The sequence below is a fragment of the Desulfatiferula olefinivorans genome, from assembly GCF_054657895.1.
In genome coordinates this window covers 13,998-32,540 of the sequence record NZ_BAAHXV010000043.1, presented here as the reverse complement: position 1 = coordinate 32,540, position 18,543 = coordinate 13,998, and the positions used below count along the sequence as shown (strand labels likewise).

The window sequence follows — 18,543 nt, the reverse complement described above, 5'->3', positions numbered from 1 at the left end:
TAAAACCACTTTGTCGAAAGTTTTTTCATTGGCAAAAGTATAATACATTGTGATACGGTTTGTAAAGTTTTTCAATCCCTCGCAAGGCCATTTCAATGTTTTGCCATTGCTGTTGATTTTCAGATCCGTTATTGATACACCTGTTTTGTCGATCGAATCAAATTTTAATTTCGAACAATCTTTCATTTTTCACGGCAAAAATTACCATACCGGGAGGGCGCGGCCCATCGTCGGGCGAGAGGCGTGTTTTCCGGCAACCATCAAGGATGACCCATGGCGGCGATCAAGAAAAACATCGAGCGTGCGTTTGAAACCCTGACCCGGGCGGTGTACCGGCACCGGCTGAAAACCCTGTTTCTCATGGCCCTTCTCATCGGCTGGAGCAGCAGTTTCTGCAGGGATCTGACCGTGGACACGGCCACCGAGGCCATGCTCCATGACAAGGATCCCAGCCTTTTGCTCTACAACGAATTCCGTGACCAGTTCGGCCGATCCGAACTGGTGGCCGTGATGGTCGAGGCCCCGGATCTGTTCGACCGGGCCACGCTGATCAAACTCAAGGCCCTGCACGAGGATCTGGAACGCCGCATTCCCCATCTGAAAAAGATCACCAGCCTGATCAACGTGCGGGACACCTACGGCGAGAACGACGTGCTTCACGTGGACCCGCTGGTCGAAAACCCGCAATCGGCGGACCTCGACCGGGTCCGGACCCGGGCCATGGACTCTCCCTTTTACGAAAACTACATTCTGTCGGCGGACGGGAAAAGCACGGCCATGATCATTGAAACCGTGTCCCGGGTCATCGAGCGTGAGGCCGAAACCGAAGGCGGCAGCGATGATGTTTCCGACGATTTGAGCGATTTCGGTGAAGCGCCCCGGGCGGCGTCATCGAGCCGGTCCCACTACATCACCGCCGATGAAAAGGCCGAGGTCAACACGGCGGTCCGGGCGGTGATCGGCCCCTACCAGGCCGATGATTTCCGGATCACCTATTCGGGCGGATCGGTGGTGGTGGACGTGTTCAACAAGGCCACGGCCCATGATACCACCCGGCTGGTGAAAATCATGGTCGTGGTGATTCTGGTCTTTCTCTATCTGATGTTCCGCCGTCTGTCGGGCATGGTGCTGCCCATTGTGATCGTCGCGGCCACCACCCTCAGCACCCTGGGCCTCATGGGTCTTACCGGCACCCCCATCTCGATCATGACCAACATTCTCCCCGGGTTTCTGGTGTCGGTGTGCATCGCCGCCGCCGTCCATGTGCTGGCCATTTTCTTCCGGGAATTCCAGAACGGCGTCGACAAGGAACAGGCCATTGTCCACGCCATGGGTCATTCGGGGCTGGCGATCTTCATGACCAGCCTGACCACGGCGGCGGGCCTTCTGTCCTTTACCTTCGCTGAAATCGCCACCATCACCGAACTGGGGATCTTCGCCGCAGGCGGGGTCATGCTGGGCTTCGTCTACACCGTGATCCTGTTGCCCGCCCTGATCTCCCTGATTCCCATGATTCCGATCCCCGAGGATCATTCCAGCCGGGCCGCCGTTCGCATGGACCGGTTTCTGCTGTTTTTCAGCGAGACGGCCATCGTTCATTCCCGCAAAATCATCGCCGTCTGCCTGATCCTGTTTATCATCAGCGTTGCCGCGATTTTCAGGCTGGAGTTTTCCAGTCTGGTGCTTACCTATTTCCCGAAACATCACCCGGTGAAACTGGACCTTCAGCACATGGAACGCCACATGGGCGGCACCATCACCTTCGAGGTCGTGGTGGACACGAAACGGGAAAACGGCATTCAGGACCCCGATCTGCTTCGGCGGATCGAGGCGCTGATTCCCGAGATCGCCGCCGTCAAAAATGACGTCATCACCGTGAACAAGGTGATTTCCATCATCGATATCCTCAAGGAGACCAACCGGGCCCTGCACAACAACGACCCGTCGGCCTACCGGCTTCCCGACGGGGCCGACGCCGTGGCCCAGCAGCTGCTTCTTTTCGAAAACAGCGGGTCCGAGGATCTGGAAAAAATCTGCGACAGCCTGTTCAGCAAAACAAGGATCACCATCAAGACCCAGTGGGCCGATTCGGTGGCCTACGCTGCCTTTGTCAAGGATCTCGGGGCCATGTTCGAGGAGGCCCTGGGCGACAGGGCCACGGTCACCGTCACCGGGCTGGCCGCCCTTCTGGGACGGACCATCACCGCGGCCCTCTACAGCATGGCGGAAAGTTACGTCATCGCCCTGGTGATCATCACCCTTCTGATGATCGCCCTGGTGGGGGATCTGAAGCTGGGTCTGATCAGCATGTGCCCCAATCTTCTGCCGATTTTCATGGTCTTCGGCCTGATCAGCCTCATGGGGATCAAGCTGGACATCAACACGCTGTTCATCGGCAGTCTGGCCATCGGCCTGGTGGTCGACGACACCATTCACTTCATGTACAATTATCGGAAATACTTCATCAAAACCGGCAACGCGCGCAAGGCCCTTCGGGAAACCTTTCTGGGCACCGGCCGGGCCCTTCTGATCACCACCATCGTTTTGTCGATGAATTTTTTCGTGCTGATGCTCTCGACCCTCAACCACAGCATCAAGTTCGGATTCTTCACCGGGGTGGCCATCATCTTTGCCCTTCTGGCCGACTTTTTCCTGAGCCCGGCCCTGTTGTTTATATTGACCCGAAACACGCGCCTGCCTGTGGAAGACCCCCATTGTGAGACCACGCCGGACGGCGCGATGCTGACGGAGGTGCCCTGACCGGAACACCTCAGGTGTCGCTGTCGACCAGTTCCAGCAGATCGCGGATCGTCCGGCAGCCTTTGTCCCCGTGGATGCCTGCGGGGTCGTACAAAAGGGCCCGGCCGCCGTTGTCCCGGGCCCAGGCGTAATCGGCCACCGGGTCATCGCCCACCATCAGAATGTCGAACGGGGCGCAGGCCAGAGACCGGCAGACCGCATGGAAAAAGGCGGGGTCGGGTTTGGAGAGCTTAAGGTTCCGTGAACAGAACACCCGATGGATGCCCTGATCCAGACCCGCCCGGGCAAGCGCCTTCCAGATATCCCTTTCATCCGAATCCCGGGCATTGGTGGCCAGGCAGCAGAGACCGCGCCGTGACAGGGCCGACAGGGTTTCCGCAGCGTGGGGGCAGGCCCGGGGATTTTTCCACCGGTACATGGGTCCGGTCTCGTCGGGGTCGACCCTCATCAGGGTGTCACCCCAGTCAAACAGAAAAATCATGGCCTGGTCCCTTCGCCGTCACGGCGCCTCGCTGAGCATGGGGCAGAGGTAATGAAATCCCGTGGGCAGACCGCCAAGGCCGGGGATGGACAGGGTCAGGGGGCTCACCGGCGGGGGTTCCGCACCTGCGCTGCTGTAGAGGGTATCATCCGCCACCTTGTCACGCCGGTAGGTGATTACCCGGGCGGTCTGAATCCCGGCCAGTTCCTGCGCCGCCCGGACCGTATCGCCCAGGTAGCCGATGCCGTCGATCAGCTTGAGGGAAAGGGCCTCCTCGGGCAGAAAGACCGCCGCCGTCCGGATGCGGGCCATGGCGTCGTCCGTCGGTTTCCGGTGCTCGGCCACCAGCCGGTGGAACCGGGCGGCCAGGGTATCGATGATGCTCTGGAAATAACGGTCTTCCTCCTCGGTGGCCGCCTTGAACGGAGAGCCCAGATCCTTGGACGGACCGGAGGTGTTGACCGCCATGCCCACCCCGATTTTTTCCATCAGTTTGTGGATTTTCGGCCGCATGTAGATGACCCCCACGGATCCGGTCACGGCGGTGGGATGGGCCATGATCCGGTCGGCGGGCAGGGCCAGGTAATAGGCCCCCGAGGTGCCCATGTTCATGAACGACACCACCACGGGAATGCTCCGCCGCGCCTTGAATCCCTTGATTTCATGGTACAGGATGTCGCTGGCGGTCACCGTTCCCCCCGGCGAATCGACCTTTAAAATCAGGGCCTTGATATCCGGGTCCGATTCGGCTTTTTTCAACTGGGCCAGCACCTCGGACACCAGCCCCGGCCGGTGCCTGAGCATGCCCTGATCCGGCTGGTCGCTGATCATCCCCCGGATGGAGACGATCAGAATCTTGTCGTCGCCCTTACCTTCCACGGTAAATTCGCGAAGGGGGTCTGTTCCGTCGCTGAACAGTCTGACCTGGGGCGAAAAACAACCGGCCAGGCAGACAATCAGACAGGCAAGCATCAGATGTTTCATGGTTTTCTCCTTAAAGGACGGGTTCTAAAAGGCTAAAGCATATCAGGTCGCCCGCCGCGAATCAATGGCGCCGTGGGGCCGGCGCAGGGCAATCGCATGTCTGATCGTTAAAACACATGGGCCTCTTGCTGCGGGACGGATCATGCACGTGAACGAATAGTACATGCGATGGCCCTGGGAAGGCCGCCGTCGATCTCTTGCCATCCCGGCGAGAGTCTGGTATGGTGTGCGCAAAATGTCCGCCCGGTCCACGGGCCGCTCAACCATGCCCACGCAGAAGGATGCTCCATGAAAAAGGTGCTGATAGTCGAAGACGACCGTGTGTTCCTGAATTTCATCAAAGAATCCCTTTCGTCCTACCATCAGCAGTTTCAGGTGCTGACGGCGGAAAACGGCAGAATCGCCAAGGAGATCCTGATGCGCGAGGACATCGCCCTGCTTCTGACCGACATCATGATGCCCGAAGTCGACGGCCTCTCGCTGCTGGCCTTTGTCAACGACCGGAACCTGTCCATTCCCTGTTTCGTCATGTCGGCCTTCGGCACGCCGGAGATCAAAAAACTCATTCCCAAAGACGTGCTTCAGTTTTTCAGCAAACCCTTTCCCGTCAACCAGCTCGGCCCGGTCATCGCCGAGGCCCTGGCCGAAGGGGTGCCCAGCGGTGCCGTTTCCGGCATCTCCGTGGCCAGTTTTCTGCTTCTGGTGGAAATGGAGAAGAAAACCTGCCTGTTCGAGATCGAACTCCAGGACGGCAAGACGGGTTTGTGTTATTTCAACAAGGGGGTGTTGTTCAACGCCGCCTTTGAGAGCCTTCGGGGCGAAGACGCCGCCTTGAGCCTTCTTCAGCACGAAAAGGCCAAATTCAGTTTCAAGCCCCTGCCCGACCAGAAGCTGGGCAAGCTGATCGACAAGGATCTGGGCACCCTGATCCGGGAAGCCCGCCGGGAAAGTTCGGCGGAAGCACCGGTCGAAGAACTCGAGGCCACCCTGGACGTGGCCTACGAGGACATGTTCGACACCCAGGACCTGAGCGGCCCCCTGCCCGAGCAGCCGGAGCATGTCCTGGACCTTGCAGGCACCTACCAGGCTGCCCGCAAGCAGATCGGCGGCCGGATGACCGTGGTCAACATGTGCCCCAGCCACATCATTTTTGCCATCGCCGAACCGGGCGATCTGGTTCCCGGGGACGACCTTCGCCTGGAATTTACCCTGGACGACAAGCTGCGGTCCCACGTGGCCAAGGAAGTGACCGTCGTCCACATTCGGGGGTGTTACCTGCGCTGCAAGTTTTCAACCTCCTACCATTACGACCGCCTGGGCCCCTACCTGCACTTCAACTATCTGGACAAGCGGGAAATCTGAGGCGGGCGGCTTTCGCGGAAGTCGTTGACAGTGCGAAAGGACGGTTGGTATAATCAGCGAACCGTGATCCCGCCGCCGCCCCGGCCCCGTTGATACGAAGGCGTTTACAGGTGACGATCGTCCGCCGCCGACGATTCCCGCCGGGCGGCACGGCATTCCAGCGACCCCATCCCATCAGGAGGCCCCATGGCCCCACCGTTTGCTGTTCGACGACGGCGGATTTTTCTTCGCCTGCTCGTCCCCGTCGTCGCCGTCTTTTTTGTGCCGGTGTACGGCCTTGCCGCCCCGACCGATGAATCGGCCGAATCACTTCACCTTCTTCGCCTGACCTGTGAGATCCGGGTCCGGGACTGCCTGATGTCCCGGGACAAGGGCTGTTATCGTCGACTGAGGGACGCCCTGACGGCCCTGGACGCGGGTCTGGCCGCCAAAATCAACGCGGCCGGGGAGAGCGGCCTCAACCCCCGGGATTCGGACCGGACCGGGGCCATGGTCGCCGCCGCCGACAACCTGGCCGCTGCGGCGGAAGCGGCCGGTGTCGATAATCAATCCGGGTGCCGGGGACGCCTGATCGCGTCGGGTCTCCGGCTGGAAGCCGCCGCCGCCCCCCACGACCTCACCGCGCCTTACCTTGCCATGCTTCGTATGCGGAACCTTGAAAAAGATTACATCCGCACCTGGTCGAGTACTTATCAGGCTCAGATGACCGAACGCATCGAATCTTTGGACGCGCTGCTGTCGGCCTATCCGGAAAACGGGGGGTGGACGGCCATTCGGGCGGCGCTTGACCGTTACAAAATGGGGTTCGACAACTATTTTTCAGCCGACGAAAAAAAACGGGCCCTGATCTACGAAGACATCCGGTCGGCGGCAAGGGACATGGAAGAGGGGGTTGAGCATCTGATGGTTCCGGACATCCTGCCTCTGGTTGCGGGGGTTCGCCGCCATGAACCGGTTTCGTGGACCCGGGGCAGCCCTCCGGACGCCACGGAGTTCAATGGGGCCATCGACCGCCTCGAACAGGCCGCCATAGGGGCCCCACTTGGTGAATCCGCCCAGCGGGTTTTGCTGGACGCAATCGCGGACTATCGTTCACGATTCAAGGCCTGGATCGAGGAAGAACATCGGTTGACCCGATCCGCATCCTCCCTGATCGATCATCTGGACGGCATGGGGCCGCTTATCGATGAGCTTGACGCCCGCCTTCGGCCGCCTCCGCCCGCCGAGCCCGAACCCCCGGTGATCTTACCGGCCTCGCCGCCCCAGGAACCGCTTTTTTTATTCCAGACGTTTCCGGGGGTGGGGGCACTGATCCTGGGGTTGGCCATCACCTGTGTCCCGGCCGTGATTTTCAGGCGGCGTCTCCGCCGTGCGGCACTGGCCGCCGAGGCCATGGTCGACGATCCCCGGGCATGCCGCCTTGCGGAAACGGGCGGCCCGGACATGAAGCGGCTCGCCGTCGCCTTGAACCGGATGAGCCATCGATGGACGCAGAGAAACGATGACCTGGATCGACACTCCCGTTCCCTGGCCCGTGAGTCCGCGGATCTGGTTGTCCTGGCGGACCACATCGACCGGGATGCCTCGGCGCTGGGCGGCCATGTGACCGTTCTCCGCGATATGGCCCGTCAGATTTCGGCCATAGGTGAGCCCGCCCAAACGGTCCCGCAGGGCCCGGAGCTTCTGGTCGGACAGATCAGAGCCCTGGACACGCCCCTGTCGGAGCTCAGTGCCCAGGCCGGCGGAACCCGGTCGGCCCTGATCCGGGCCCGGGAGACCATGGACCGCGCCTCCCGGACGGCGGCCAATCCGGATCAGGCCGCAGAGCGCATCGTGACCGGCATGGATCATCTTGCCGATATCGCCGACGGCATCGACCTTCTGGCCTTGAACGCCGCCATCGAAGCGGCCCGGGCCGGTGACGCGGGGCGTGGCTTTGCCGTGGTGGCCCATGAAATCAAGGAGCTGGCCGGACAGACGGCGCGGGCCATCCGGACGGTCCGCGCAGGCGTTGACGACCTGACGGGCGTTGCCCGGCAGTCCGAGGGTGTCGTGAGTGAGGTGGCCCACGCCGTTTTACAGATGGAAGAGACGGTCAATCGGGTGATGTCGGGGGCAGAGGAACAACGAAAGACCCTCGGCCGGCTCGCCGATGCGGTCGGTTCGGCCCGGATGCATGGGGATAAAGAAAAACGGCGGCGTCAGAGGGACGAACACCTTGCCCGGATCGGTGCAGTCGTCGACCTTCTCGATCGTCTGGCCGAAACCGTGGCCGGTCATGGCCGGACGATTCAAACGCAGGCCGTCCGCCTGGACGAACGCACCGCCGCCCTCCCGCGTGTGCCGGGCGCGGACGGGGCCTGACCGCCGGGGGCAGGGCCGGTCAGACCTGGATGTCTTCCAGGTCCGGCAGTTCGTTTTCCATGGACACGGCGGCCAGAAAGGCCATCATCAGGTAAAGCGACAGGCAGACCAGCCCGCCCAGCAGCATCAACATCAGATTGACAAACATAACGTTCCTCCGTTCAGGGTTAGTGTTGACGGCTTCGTAAAACGTCCGATTTTAAGCGTTGCGCTTCATCCCTCGTCACTGCGGCGTACCCTTAGTACGCCTCATTCCTCGGGATTCGCGACGCCTTGAACTCGAACGTTTTTCTTTGCCGTCATGTGATGACTAATTACGAGTTCATCATTGTTGGCCCATAGATTAAGGAGCGTCTGTTTTGATCAGATGAGCGCCCGATCAGTTTTTCGTTAGGTACGGTTCCCGGGCCCGGTTTCGACGAACCGCCCGGCTTCCAGCGTCAGCACACGATCCGCGATGCGGTTGACCTGATCCAGGTAGTGGGAGACGACGATCAGGGTGCATCGGTCCTTCAGTTCCACAAGCAGGTCTTCGATACCTTCGGCCGCCCGGGCGTCCAGGGACGATGTCGGTTCATCGAGCAGAAGGATGTCGGGTTCGAGAATCAGAGCCCGTGCAATGCACAGGCGTTGCTGCTGGCCGCCGGACAGGCTTCTTCCGTCGGCGTGAAGGCGGTCCTTGACCTCGTCCCAGAGCCGGGCACGGCGTAGCGCCGTTTCGGCGGCCTCCACCCATTTCCGTTTATCCCCGATTCCGGCAAGCTTCAGGGGGAATGCCATATTTTTCAGAATACTCATGGGCAGGGGATTGGGCATCTGAAACACCATCCCCACCTTCCGCCGCAAGCGGGGCAGGGAATAGCGGCTTCCCATGATGTCCTCGAAATCCCCGTCAAACCGGATGCGGACCTTGCCACGGACCCTGGCCTCCGGAACGGTCTCCCACAAGCGGTTGATCACGGTCAGAAAACTGGATTTCCCCTTTCCCGACGGACCGGTGACGGCGGTGATGCTCCGTTCGGCGAAGGTCACGCGGATACGGTCGAAGATTTGGTGCTCTCCGTAATGGAACGTCAGGTCGTCAACGATGATTTTCGGCGGCGTGTTCATGGGGCCTCTCACAGGGAAATCCGGGCCCTTCGGCCCAATCGGTCTTTGATGATGAATGAGACGGCGAACAGGGTCAGGCAGACACACAAAAGAAGAATCGAAGCGCCATAGCCCCGGGCCAGCTCTTGCTGATCACCGTACTGGGAAGACACGTAATAAATGTAAAACGGGAGGGCTTCGTAATGACTCCACAGGGACCGTGGAAGGCCGGCTGTGGCCACCACGCCGGTCAGCATGATGACGGCCGTGTCTTCGGCGCAGCGCCCGATGGAGAGAACAACGCCGCTCATGATGCCGGAAAGGCAGCGGGGAATCAGGACGAACCGCAGGTTCTGAATCGGCGTTGCCCCCAGGGCCAGGGCCGTCGACCGGACATCCGGGGAGAGGTTCTCAAGGGACACCTGGGTGCTTCGGATCAGATAGGGCAACACCAGAAACGCCAGCGAGCAGGCCGAAATCATCAGACAGGGGAAGATGGATGCCGACAGATGGCGGTGAAGCACGATGGTGATGGAAAAGCCGAACAACCCCACAACGATGGACGGGACGCCGGAAAGGATGTCGTAAAACAGACCAAAGGTTTTTTTCACGCCGGCGGGAGCGAATTCCGCCATGTATATGCCCGCGGCAAGACCCAGGGGGAGGGCCATGGAGACGGAGACCAGCACCAGGCATGTTGTTCCCGCGACGGCGGGAAAGAGTCCGTCGAACACCTGACGTCTTGCCGTCAGGGCATCCAGGGGAGGGACCGATCCGAACACCAGATCCAGGCCCAGGGCGGGCCATCCCTTGACCAGAAGATAGGTCAGCAGACACCCCACCGATGCAATCAGGATGCCTCCGGATACCCAGGCGAATCCTGCGAACAGGCGTTCCATCACCCTCCGGATCATGGTTTCACCCTGAACAGCCTCGGCAGGAGCCGGACCAGGCAAACCAGCACGGCGGTGAACACGTACAGAACCATCCCGCAGGCAAAGAGGGTTTTGAATTCCATGCTGCGGACATCGGCGGCGATGATCAGGGCGATATGGGCCGTGAGGGTCCGGGCGGGATCGAGGAGGGATTCCGGCACGGCGACGGCGTTCCCGGCCACCATCAGGGCGATCATCGTGTCGCCCACGGCACGGCCCAGCGCGAGAACAATGCCGCTGACCAGCCCGGGAATCGAACCGGGAAGAATCACATATAAAAAGGTCTGGACCCGATCGGCCCCAAGGGCCCTGGCGGCCAGCACCGAAGACCGGGGCACCTGGTTGAAACTTTCCAGAAACAGCAGGATCATGGTCGGCGAAATCAACAGCGCCAGCAGCAGGGCTGCGGTAAGGATACACATGCCCGATCCCCGGTCAAAGGTGTTGCGGATGACCGGAACCAGGAGAAAGACACCGACAAACCCGTAAATCACCGTCGGGATTCCGGTCATCACCTGAACCGTTTTCCCGAGAATACGGGCGAGGGTCCGCGGGGCCAGGGCGCTGATCAGGGCCGACGTCCCCAGGCTCAGCGGGACGCCCAGGCACACGGCAGGAAGGGCAACGGCCATGGTGCCGATGATCATGGCCGCGATACCGAACCGTCCCTGTGAAGGATTCCAGGGGCCGACGAGCATGCGAAAAAAAAGGCCCTCCCCGAAAAGGGGAAGGCCCAGAACGATCATAAACACCATCATGGACACGGCAACGCCCACGCTGATACAGGCCGAAATCAAAAAAAGCCGTTTCACAAAGGCGCCTTACCGGACCGGAATGAATCCGTTTTCCGCCACGATGGCCTGACCCTCATCGCTGAACAGGTAATCGATGAATTTTTTCGAAAGGCCGCCGGGCTGACCCTTGGTATTGCTGTAAAGCCCCCGGGCCACGGTATAGTCACCGGATTTCACCGTCGCATTGCTGGGCGTCACCCCGTCCAGAACCAGGGCCTTGACCGAATCATCGATATGGCCCACCGACACATACCCGATGGCGTAGGGGTTGGAGGCCACGGCGGATTTCATGGCCCCGTTGGACACCACAAACGAGGCGGACGGTGTGATCGTCCCCTTGTCGAGGGCTTTGCCCCAGAACACCTCGCGGGTCCCGCTGGCCTCATCCCGGGTGAACACGTTGATGGGCTTGTCCGGCCCTCCCAGTTCGCTCCAGGACCGTATCGTTCCTGAAAAAACGTCTTTAAGCTGGGTTTTGGTCAGCGCCGTCACCGGGTTGTCCGGATGGATCACCACCGCCACGCCGTCCATGGCCCATTTGAACATGACCAGGCCATGGGCCTCAATTTCACTGTCCTTGGGCTTGCGTCCCGAATTCCCGATGTCGACCAGACCTTCCCCCACCTGGCTGATACCGACGCCGGAACCGCCCCCCGCGATGGTGATCCTGATAGTCGGATTTTTTTCCATGATGCGCTTTGCCGCCTCCTTCATCACGGGGATGTGGGCCGTTCCGCCGGACACACGGATCACACCCGTTTCACCGGAAAACATATCCAGGGCCCCGGCGAACACGCCGGCCGGCATGGCCAGGAAGCCCATCACGGCAAGGGCCGCGATCATTCGTTTGACGCGAGTCTTTTCCATCCTCTAAACATCTCCTTGTTTGGGGTCAATATCATACCAATGATGATGAATTCAGGATGGTTATCACAGGGCTCCCGCCAAATGCCAATCGTTTATCCCGATATTCCGGAGCAGCCGTCATTGACATATTCTATCATGCGATCACTCCGGAGTCGGATCATCAGGGCTTGGCCGTCTCGTCGTTCATCAGGTTCCAGGAAACCCATTCGCCGGCGCGCCAGTTTTTGATGTCCTGAAGGGAATTTTTGTTGTCGGGTTCCAGCGTGCCGTAATCGAAGCGGCTGAGCTTCCATCGCAGCTCATCCAGGGGCTTTGTGTCGCCCACGGTCTGGAAGGTGAAGTGATAGCGTCCCAACGATTCCATTTTCGAAGGCCGCACGGTAAGGGTAACAGGCTTGGGCAGGGGGTAGAATTCGGTTTTCGCCCAGCCGTCGGTTCTTTGGCCGTCGAAGGTCAGGTCCTTGATCGGGGTGGTGATGAAATCATGGTGGGTCATGTAAAGGTAGCGGATGCCGGTGAACGTGTAGGTCCCTTCTCCAACGTTTTCCTTATAGTAATACGTGCCGCCCCGGCCGCTGCCCTCGAACAGGCGGAAGGTCACTTCCCGTCCCTTTGGATCCAGAACAACCGGATAGAATCCGCTGTTGACGGTGTTGACCCGAAACCGGTTTGTGTGGGTGCCGCGCTCGGTGGTCACCGTTTCCAGGGGTTCGAGCTCGAGAACGATCAGCGAGGCGCCGGGGCCCGCGGCCGTTTCGACCTTGGGAAAAAGACTGACGCAGGACGCCAGGATCACGGAACAAAAAACAGCAGGCCAGAATTTTTTCATGCTTCCTCCTTTGGTAGACATTGATTAAGCCCCTGGGGCCAAGGGCATACCGGATCGTGTTATTCCTTCCTATCGGCTTTGAACAGCTCTTTCTTGATCCCCAGTTCCTTCATTTTGTTGTAAAGCCCCCGGGGATGGATGCCGGCCAGCCGGGCCGCTTCGCCCACCCGGCCGCCGGTCTTTTTGAGAATCATCTCCAGATACATCTGTTCCACATGTTTCTGCACCTCTTTGAGCACCTCGGGCAGGGTCATGGTTTCCCAGGATCCCGTGTCGAAAAAATTTTTCAGGGGGGAATTGGCGTCCTGCATGCCGGTTTTGAAAATGCTCGAGGGCAGGTTCTTGACCGTGATGGTGTCCGTGGCGCACAGCAGCATGGCCCGCTCGATCACGTTCATCAGCTCGCGGACGTTGCCGGGCCAGTCATAGCGGCACATCACCTGGACCGCGTCATCGGAGATGCCTGTCACTTCCCGGCCGATCTTGTTTCGGAACAGGGTGATGAAGTTGCGGGTCATGGCCGGGATGTCCTCTTTGCGCCGGCTCAAGGGGGGGATGGTTAAGGTCACCACGCTGAGCCGGTAGAACAGATCCCGGCGGAAGGTACCCTTTTCGATTTCCAGTTCCAGGTCCTTGTTGGTGGCGGCGATGATGCGCACATCCACCCAGATGGGTTCCTCGCCGCCGATGGGGACGATTTCGTAATCCTGGAGCACCCGAAGCAGTTTGGTCTGGAGATGCAGGGGCATGTCCCCGATTTCATCGAGAAATATCGTTCCGCCGTGGGCCAGTTCGAAGGCCCCGCGCCGGGCCCGTATGGCGCCGGTGAAGGCTCCCTGCTCGTGCCCGAACAACTCGCTTTCCAGAAGCTGCTCGGGCAGGGCCGCCGTGTTCACAGTGACGAAGGGCCCGTTGGAGCGCGGACTGTCCGCGTGAATGGCCCGGGCCAGATGCTCCTTGCCCACCCCCGTTTCACCGAGGATCAAAAGGGTGGAATCGCTGGTCACCACCTGATGGACCTCTTCCATGAAAATCTGCATGGTTTCGCTGTTGGACACGAAGTCACCGATCTTGGGTTTCAGCCGTCCTTTCCGGTCGTAGCGGTCCATCAGGCTGAACTGGCGCCTGGATTCGAGAATGGTGTCCACGGCTTCCACCAGGCTGGTGGTGGAGATGCCCGAATACAGCACCGCATCGGCCCCCGCCGCCAGAAGCTGGGCGTGATCCTCGGCCGAATCGTTGGAATGCAGCACGATGGTGGTGGGTTTTTCCGGAAGGGTGTTGAGCATGGCAATATTGGACTCCACCGGTCGGGGGATGGTGGCGTCGCTGAAAATGAAAATGTCCCCGCAACTCCGCACCAGACTTTGCCAGACCCGTTTGCTCCGGCTCAGATCCTTGATCTGAACATCGGACACGTCTTTGAAATACCGTGTCACTTCATCGAGCAGTTCCTTGTGTTTGATGGCCAGCACCAGTCGAATCAGCATGAGGGGGCTCCTTGAAAAAGGTAAAATTATACCGTTTTATCGTTCGTATAGACGGTTTGTACGTTCAAAATACTTAAAATATCAGGTTATATCAACTGAATAATGGGGGAGACGGTCAAAAATCGGTATTTTGATTCTTCCAGTTTACGGTAAGGGACCCGATGGGCTCCTGATGTGCATGACATCGTCTGAATGCTTGCCGGCAGGTGAATGTCAGGCCTTTGGGTCTGCGACAGGCCCTGTGGTTTCAACGGTAAAAGCCGAATTTGAGAAATGAAATGCCGAAAACTCGTCATTTGCGGGATTTAATAGAATAAAATATTGATTTTATGGAATTTATTTTGATCTGTACTCCGTGTTTCTCCAAGGGAAACGACCGTGAACGTGAAAAAAAACAGTATTATTTTGCTTGAAAGTGATGGTTTGACGGATGATAAATTTTAAATATCATTTAAATTCGAATAGATATTATGCATATGGCACAAAAATACCGCAAACCGGTATATCGGTAAAAAATTGCCGAAGCATACGCGGCCCGGTCCGGCCCCCGATGTGTCCATCCTGCCGATAATCGGGCGGATACGGGCACCGTCTTTTTTTTTCTTGCTGTGGCATTCATGTTGCTAAACGATTGCCGGAAATGACCGGCAATCAATCATTAACACTAACAATCAAAGGACAAGCCATCATGGGATTCGCCGCAGCAAGCAGACCGGACACCGTGGAAGACGTATGGGGCATCGCCTCGGCCATCGATATTTACAACTGCGATCCGGCAAAAATCCGGGATGCGGAATTCATCAAACAATTTGTCGTGGAACTCTGTGATCTGATCGAGATGAAACGTTTCGGGGAAACCCAGGTGGTTCATTTCGGAGAGGACGAAAAAGTGGCGGGCTTCTCCATGGTCCAGTTGATCGAGACCTCTCTGATCTCGGCCCATTTCGCCAACCTGACCAACACCACGTATCTGGATGTGTTCAGTTGCAAGGTCTACGACCCCGACGTGGTCAGGGACTTCGCCCGGAAAGCCTTCGGGGGAGAAACCAGTTCACTGCATGTGACCTACAGGAGATAATGATGGAAGAGGTACGAATCGTCCGTGACCTTGACGCCTGTGAGCGCCTGTGGAAGGTTCACTACCCGCAGGAATGCGTCTTTGACCTGTGGGATGTCAGGCAGTGTTTCGCCCGGGCCTACGGCCGCGATCCGTTTTTTATCGTGCTCGAGGAAAAGGGCGAGCTTGCCGGTTTTCTGCCCCTGAGCCGGATCGATGAAAACGGCAGTTACGCCTTTTTCCCCGGCGAAACCTGGCAGGGGAAAACCTGGATGGAGCAGAACAAAATCATCGCCCGGGACGAGGCCTGCCTGAAACGTCTGTTCGATGCGGTTCCCGGCCGGGCCAACGTCCGGTACCTGTGCGCGGAGTCGGAGGCGCTGGACGTGGAACGGATCATGAAGCCCCGGCTGGTTCCCGATGAAGTCGGCTACCTGTTTTTTCCGGCGGTCCATGATTATCTCTACGCCAATTATCTGGCCGCCTTTCCGGGGAAATCCCGAAAGAAAATCCTGGCCGAGGTCGAGACTCTGAAGGCCCGGGGGGTTACGATCCGTCACAATGATCTGTCCGACATCGACTGGGTGTTCCGGCTCAACCTGGACAATTTTGGAGAGTGTTCGTACTTCCACGACCCCCGTTTTATGGGGGCCTTCGACAATCTGGTGAATTTTCTGGACGAGCAGTCGATGCTGCGCGTGGTGACGGTGATGATCGAAGGCCGGGTGGCGGCGGTGGACATCGGCGCCGTGTACAATGGAACCTGCACCCTTTTGGCCGGCGGCACCCACCGGGATTTTCCCGGTGTGGCCAAACTGATCAACCTGCATCATATGGAATGGGCCTGCACGGAAAAAATGACGTCCCTGGATTTCCTCTGCGGGGATTTCGGGTGGAAGGAGCGGTTCAGGCTCAGCCCCCGGCCCCTGTATCAGGTCAACGTCAAGCAGCCCGGATACCAGGCTTTCGATTTCCAGACGGAAAGGCTGCCTGTTTATGCGTCGTGACCGTGTGCTGGTGGTTCTGACCACCTCGGATTACATCGATCTTCTGGACAGGGCGGCGCCGGGTCGTCTTTTGTTCATGACCTTCCATGCCGTCCGGCGGGACGCCCTGGAGCCCGCTCCCTCGCCTGAAGATGAGGTTCTTGTCGACCCCGGGTGTCCGGAAACCGCCGTCATTCGTCTCAAGCAGCACCTTGGGGCACACGGCCTGGCCTTGTCGGGCCTGGTCTGCTATGATTGCGAATCCATGGATCTGGCGGCCCGGATCGCGCAGGTGATGGGGCTTTCGTACCCGTCGCCCGAAAGCATCCGGGCCTGCCGCGACAAATCACGCACGGCGGCCCTGTGGCAGGCCCACAAGGTGCCCTGCCCCCGGTCGGAAACGGTCTGCTCGCCCAGACAGGTCCGGAACTTCTTCGAGACGGTCCGGGGGCCCTGTGTGCTCAAGCCTGTGGACGGCAGCGGCAGTGAGCATGTCTTCCGCTGCGCCGACGAGGCCGAAGGCAGGCGCGCTCTGGACCTGATCGCCGCATCGCCCCGTTCCCACGGGGTGCTGATGCAGGAGTGTGTGGACGGCGTCGAGTACAGCTGTGATTTCATCGTCGACGGCGAGAAAACGGCGGTGGTCCGCGTGGCCCGGAAGATCCATGAACCGGACGCCCCTTTCGGGACGATCATGGCCTACGAGCTGATCGAGTGGCTGCCCGCACCCATCGACCGGAATGAGTTCACGGCCCTTTTGGGCCGGGCGGCCCGGTCTCTGGGTATCACCCGGGCGATCTGCATGGTGGATTTTATCATCCGGGACGGAGCGCCGGTCTTTCTGGAACTGGCGCCGAGGCCCGGCGGGGACTGCCTGCCCTGGCTGATCCGGCGCGCCCTGGGCCTGGATATGCTGACCCTTGCCGTAGACGTCGCCGAGCAGGGGATAAGCGCCTTTGTTTCTCCCCCGCCGTGTTCCGCCCACGTGGGTCTGAGGATCCATGCGCATCGGTCGGGCGTCCTTAAAGGAATCGACCCGCGGCGTCTGAGGGAAGATCCCCGGGTCATCGACGTTTTTTTCAAACACCCGGCGGGGCACACCATTGTGCTGCCCCCGGATGACTATGATTCGTGGAACCTGGGGCACATCGTTTTCACCCCCCGGGGGCCGGACGAGCCTGCCCGGCAATGCCGGGATCTTTTATCACTGCTGACCATCGAGATCGATCATGACACACCCTGTTCCGGACCCAACGCTTGCGGATCACATCCGAACCGCCCTGTCGACGACGCCTTCCAGGCTGCCGGATAACGTCCTTCGGGCCTTTGTCGAGAAACATATCGCCAAGGGCCGACGATTTCTGGACACGATCACCCCGTCCGTGCTTCCCTGTTACCTGTTCGAAAAGGACATGATCGCCCGGCGGACCCGGGCGTTTCAACAGGCCTTCGAGTCCCGGCTTCCGCTTACCGGGTTTTATTTCGCCATGAAGAGCAACAACTGCCCCGATGTTTGCCGGGCCGTTCTCGAGGCGGGATTCGGCCTCGATGTATCGAGCGGGGTCGAACTGAAACTGGCCCTGGATCTGGGGGCGGAAGACATCGTGTTCAGCGGGCCGGGCAAAACCGAGGCCGAACTGTCCCAGGCCGTCGCCCACAGCGATCGGGTGGTGGTGCTGGCCGACAGTTTTACGGAGCTGAACCGTCTCTCCCGTCTGGCCGAACGGTGGGCGCGCACCGTGTCCATCGGCGTCCGGCTGACCAATGACCCCCGGGGCCTGTGGCGGAAATTCGGCATTCCCTGCGATCAGCTGGACGCCTTCATCAGCCGGTGTCTGTCCCTGCCCTTCATCGATTTTCAGGGGCTTCAGTTTCATTCCAGCTGGAACATGGGGCCGGAGCGGCAGATCGACTTCATTCGTCAATTGGGGGGCCTGATCGACACCCTCTCCGACGACAAACGGCGAAGAATACGATTTATCGATATCGGGGGCGGCTACTGGCCCGAAGACGGGGAGTGGATGCTGCCGGCGGCCACCGCCGGCGGTCAGGTCCGAAAGGCCCTGGGCCTGCCCGAGGCCGACCGGGGGCCCTTTTTGAATCCGTCCACCCCCATCGACCGCTTTGCGGACACCCTCTGCGAGGCCGTCAGGGAACACCTTTTGTCCCGCACGGCCTGTCGGATCTGTTTCGAACCGGGCCGCTTCATCTGCCATGACGCCATGCATCTGTTTCTGACCGTCATGGACAGAAAGTACGATGATCTGGTCATCACCGACGCCGGGACCAACATGGTGGGCTGGGAACGGTTCGAGGCGGATTATTTCCCCGTGCTCAACCTGACGCGTCCCGCCCTGACGGAGAGGCCCTGCATGATTCTGGGATCCTTGTGCACCCCCCACGACGTCTGGGGTTACAGTTACTGGGGCGAGGATATCCGGGAGGGGGACATCCTGATGATTCCCACCCAGGGTGCCTACACCTTCAGCCTGCGGCAGCATTTCATCAAGCCGGTCCCCCGGGTGATCATCTACCCCTGACACAA

General features: G+C 59.6%; 17 protein-coding genes. 7 read left to right on the top strand and 10 right to left on the bottom strand.

What is annotated here, in order from left to right; all coding sequences use genetic code 11:
• A partial coding sequence (locus ACYQ11_RS19590) for a hypothetical protein (RefSeq protein ID WP_459925514.1) occupies positions 1–186 on the bottom strand: 186 nt, incomplete at its 3' end.
• A gap of 87 nt (positions 187–273) precedes the next feature.
• Here ACYQ11_RS19590 and ACYQ11_RS19585 point away from each other — a divergent pair.
• On the top strand, positions 274–2,760 hold the full coding sequence (locus ACYQ11_RS19585) for an efflux RND transporter permease subunit (protein WP_459925513.1): 2,487 nt from the start codon (positions 274–276) through the stop codon (positions 2,758–2,760).
• A gap of 10 nt (positions 2,761–2,770) precedes the next feature.
• Here ACYQ11_RS19585 and ACYQ11_RS19580 read toward each other — a convergent pair whose 3' ends face one another.
• Positions 2,771–3,241 (bottom strand): HAD family hydrolase, encoded by a 471-nt coding sequence (locus tag ACYQ11_RS19580; RefSeq protein ID WP_459925512.1) that lies wholly within the window; start codon positions 3,239–3,241, stop codon positions 2,771–2,773.
• 18 nt (positions 3,242–3,259) lie between these two features.
• Positions 3,260–4,225, bottom strand: a complete 966-nt coding sequence (sppA, locus tag ACYQ11_RS19575) for a signal peptide peptidase SppA (RefSeq protein WP_459925511.1) — start codon at positions 4,223–4,225, stop codon at positions 3,260–3,262.
• Between the two features lie 288 nt (positions 4,226–4,513).
• On the opposite strand from sppA, the gene ACYQ11_RS19570 reads away from it, so the two are divergent.
• Positions 4,514–5,587, top strand: coding sequence for a DUF4388 domain-containing protein (locus ACYQ11_RS19570; protein WP_459925510.1), 1,074 nt, complete (start codon positions 4,514–4,516; stop codon positions 5,585–5,587).
• 186 nt (positions 5,588–5,773) lie between these two features.
• Positions 5,774–7,951, top strand: coding sequence for a methyl-accepting chemotaxis protein (locus tag ACYQ11_RS19565; RefSeq protein ID WP_459925509.1), 2,178 nt, complete (start codon positions 5,774–5,776; stop codon positions 7,949–7,951).
• Between the two features lie 19 nt (positions 7,952–7,970).
• Here the strand turns inward: ACYQ11_RS19565 and ACYQ11_RS19560 are convergent, their stop codons facing one another.
• The 7 genes from ACYQ11_RS19560 to ACYQ11_RS19530 all read right to left on the bottom strand — a co-directional run bounded on the left by ACYQ11_RS19560 (position 7,971) and on the right by ACYQ11_RS19530 (position 13,955).
• Complete coding sequence (locus ACYQ11_RS19560) at positions 7,971–8,099, bottom strand: hypothetical protein (RefSeq protein WP_459925508.1); 129 nt, start codon at positions 8,097–8,099, stop codon at positions 7,971–7,973.
• Between the two features lie 242 nt (positions 8,100–8,341).
• Positions 8,342–9,061, bottom strand: coding sequence for a phosphate ABC transporter ATP-binding protein (locus ACYQ11_RS19555; RefSeq protein ID WP_459925507.1), 720 nt, complete (start codon positions 9,059–9,061; stop codon positions 8,342–8,344).
• A gap of 8 nt (positions 9,062–9,069) precedes the next feature.
• Positions 9,070–9,954, bottom strand: coding sequence for a PstA family ABC transporter permease (locus ACYQ11_RS19550; protein WP_459925506.1), 885 nt, complete (start codon positions 9,952–9,954; stop codon positions 9,070–9,072).
• Complete coding sequence (locus ACYQ11_RS19545; protein WP_459925505.1) at positions 9,951–10,787, bottom strand: PstC family ABC transporter permease; 837 nt, start codon at positions 10,785–10,787, stop codon at positions 9,951–9,953. Before ACYQ11_RS19545 ends, ACYQ11_RS19550 begins: the two co-directional genes overlap by 4 nt.
• 9 nt (positions 10,788–10,796) lie before the next feature.
• Positions 10,797–11,636 (bottom strand): phosphate ABC transporter substrate-binding protein, encoded by an 840-nt coding sequence (locus ACYQ11_RS19540; RefSeq protein ID WP_459925504.1) that lies wholly within the window; start codon positions 11,634–11,636, stop codon positions 10,797–10,799.
• A 160-nt stretch (positions 11,637–11,796) separates the two neighbouring features.
• Positions 11,797–12,465: a hypothetical protein gene (locus ACYQ11_RS19535; RefSeq protein WP_459925503.1), complete on the bottom strand. Its 669-nt coding sequence runs from the start codon at positions 12,463–12,465 to the stop codon at positions 11,797–11,799.
• A 59-nt stretch (positions 12,466–12,524) separates the two neighbouring features.
• Positions 12,525–13,955, bottom strand: a complete 1,431-nt coding sequence (locus ACYQ11_RS19530) for a sigma-54 interaction domain-containing protein (protein WP_459925502.1) — start codon at positions 13,953–13,955, stop codon at positions 12,525–12,527.
• Positions 13,956–14,643: 688 nt separating this feature from the next.
• Here ACYQ11_RS19530 and speD point away from each other — a divergent pair.
• From speD to ACYQ11_RS19510, 4 genes are read left to right on the top strand one after another with little or no spacing between them, the layout of a single operon-like run.
• A complete protein-coding gene (gene speD / locus ACYQ11_RS19525; RefSeq protein WP_459925501.1) occupies positions 14,644–15,033 on the top strand; it encodes an S-adenosylmethionine decarboxylase in 390 nt (129 codons plus the stop codon).
• A 2-nt stretch (positions 15,034–15,035) separates the two neighbouring features.
• Entirely contained in the window at positions 15,036–16,019 is a 984-nt protein-coding gene (locus ACYQ11_RS19520) for a GNAT family N-acetyltransferase (protein WP_459925500.1), read from the top strand.
• Positions 16,009–17,310: an ATP-grasp domain-containing protein gene (locus tag ACYQ11_RS19515; protein ID WP_459925499.1), complete on the top strand. Its 1,302-nt coding sequence runs from the start codon at positions 16,009–16,011 to the stop codon at positions 17,308–17,310. The genes ACYQ11_RS19520 and ACYQ11_RS19515 overlap by 11 nt, the downstream gene beginning before the upstream one ends.
• A complete protein-coding gene (locus ACYQ11_RS19510) occupies positions 17,228–18,538 on the top strand; it encodes a diaminopimelate decarboxylase family protein (protein ID WP_459925498.1) in 1,311 nt (436 codons plus the stop codon). The genes ACYQ11_RS19515 and ACYQ11_RS19510 overlap by 83 nt, the downstream gene beginning before the upstream one ends.
• Positions 18,539–18,543 lie beyond the last annotated feature (5 nt).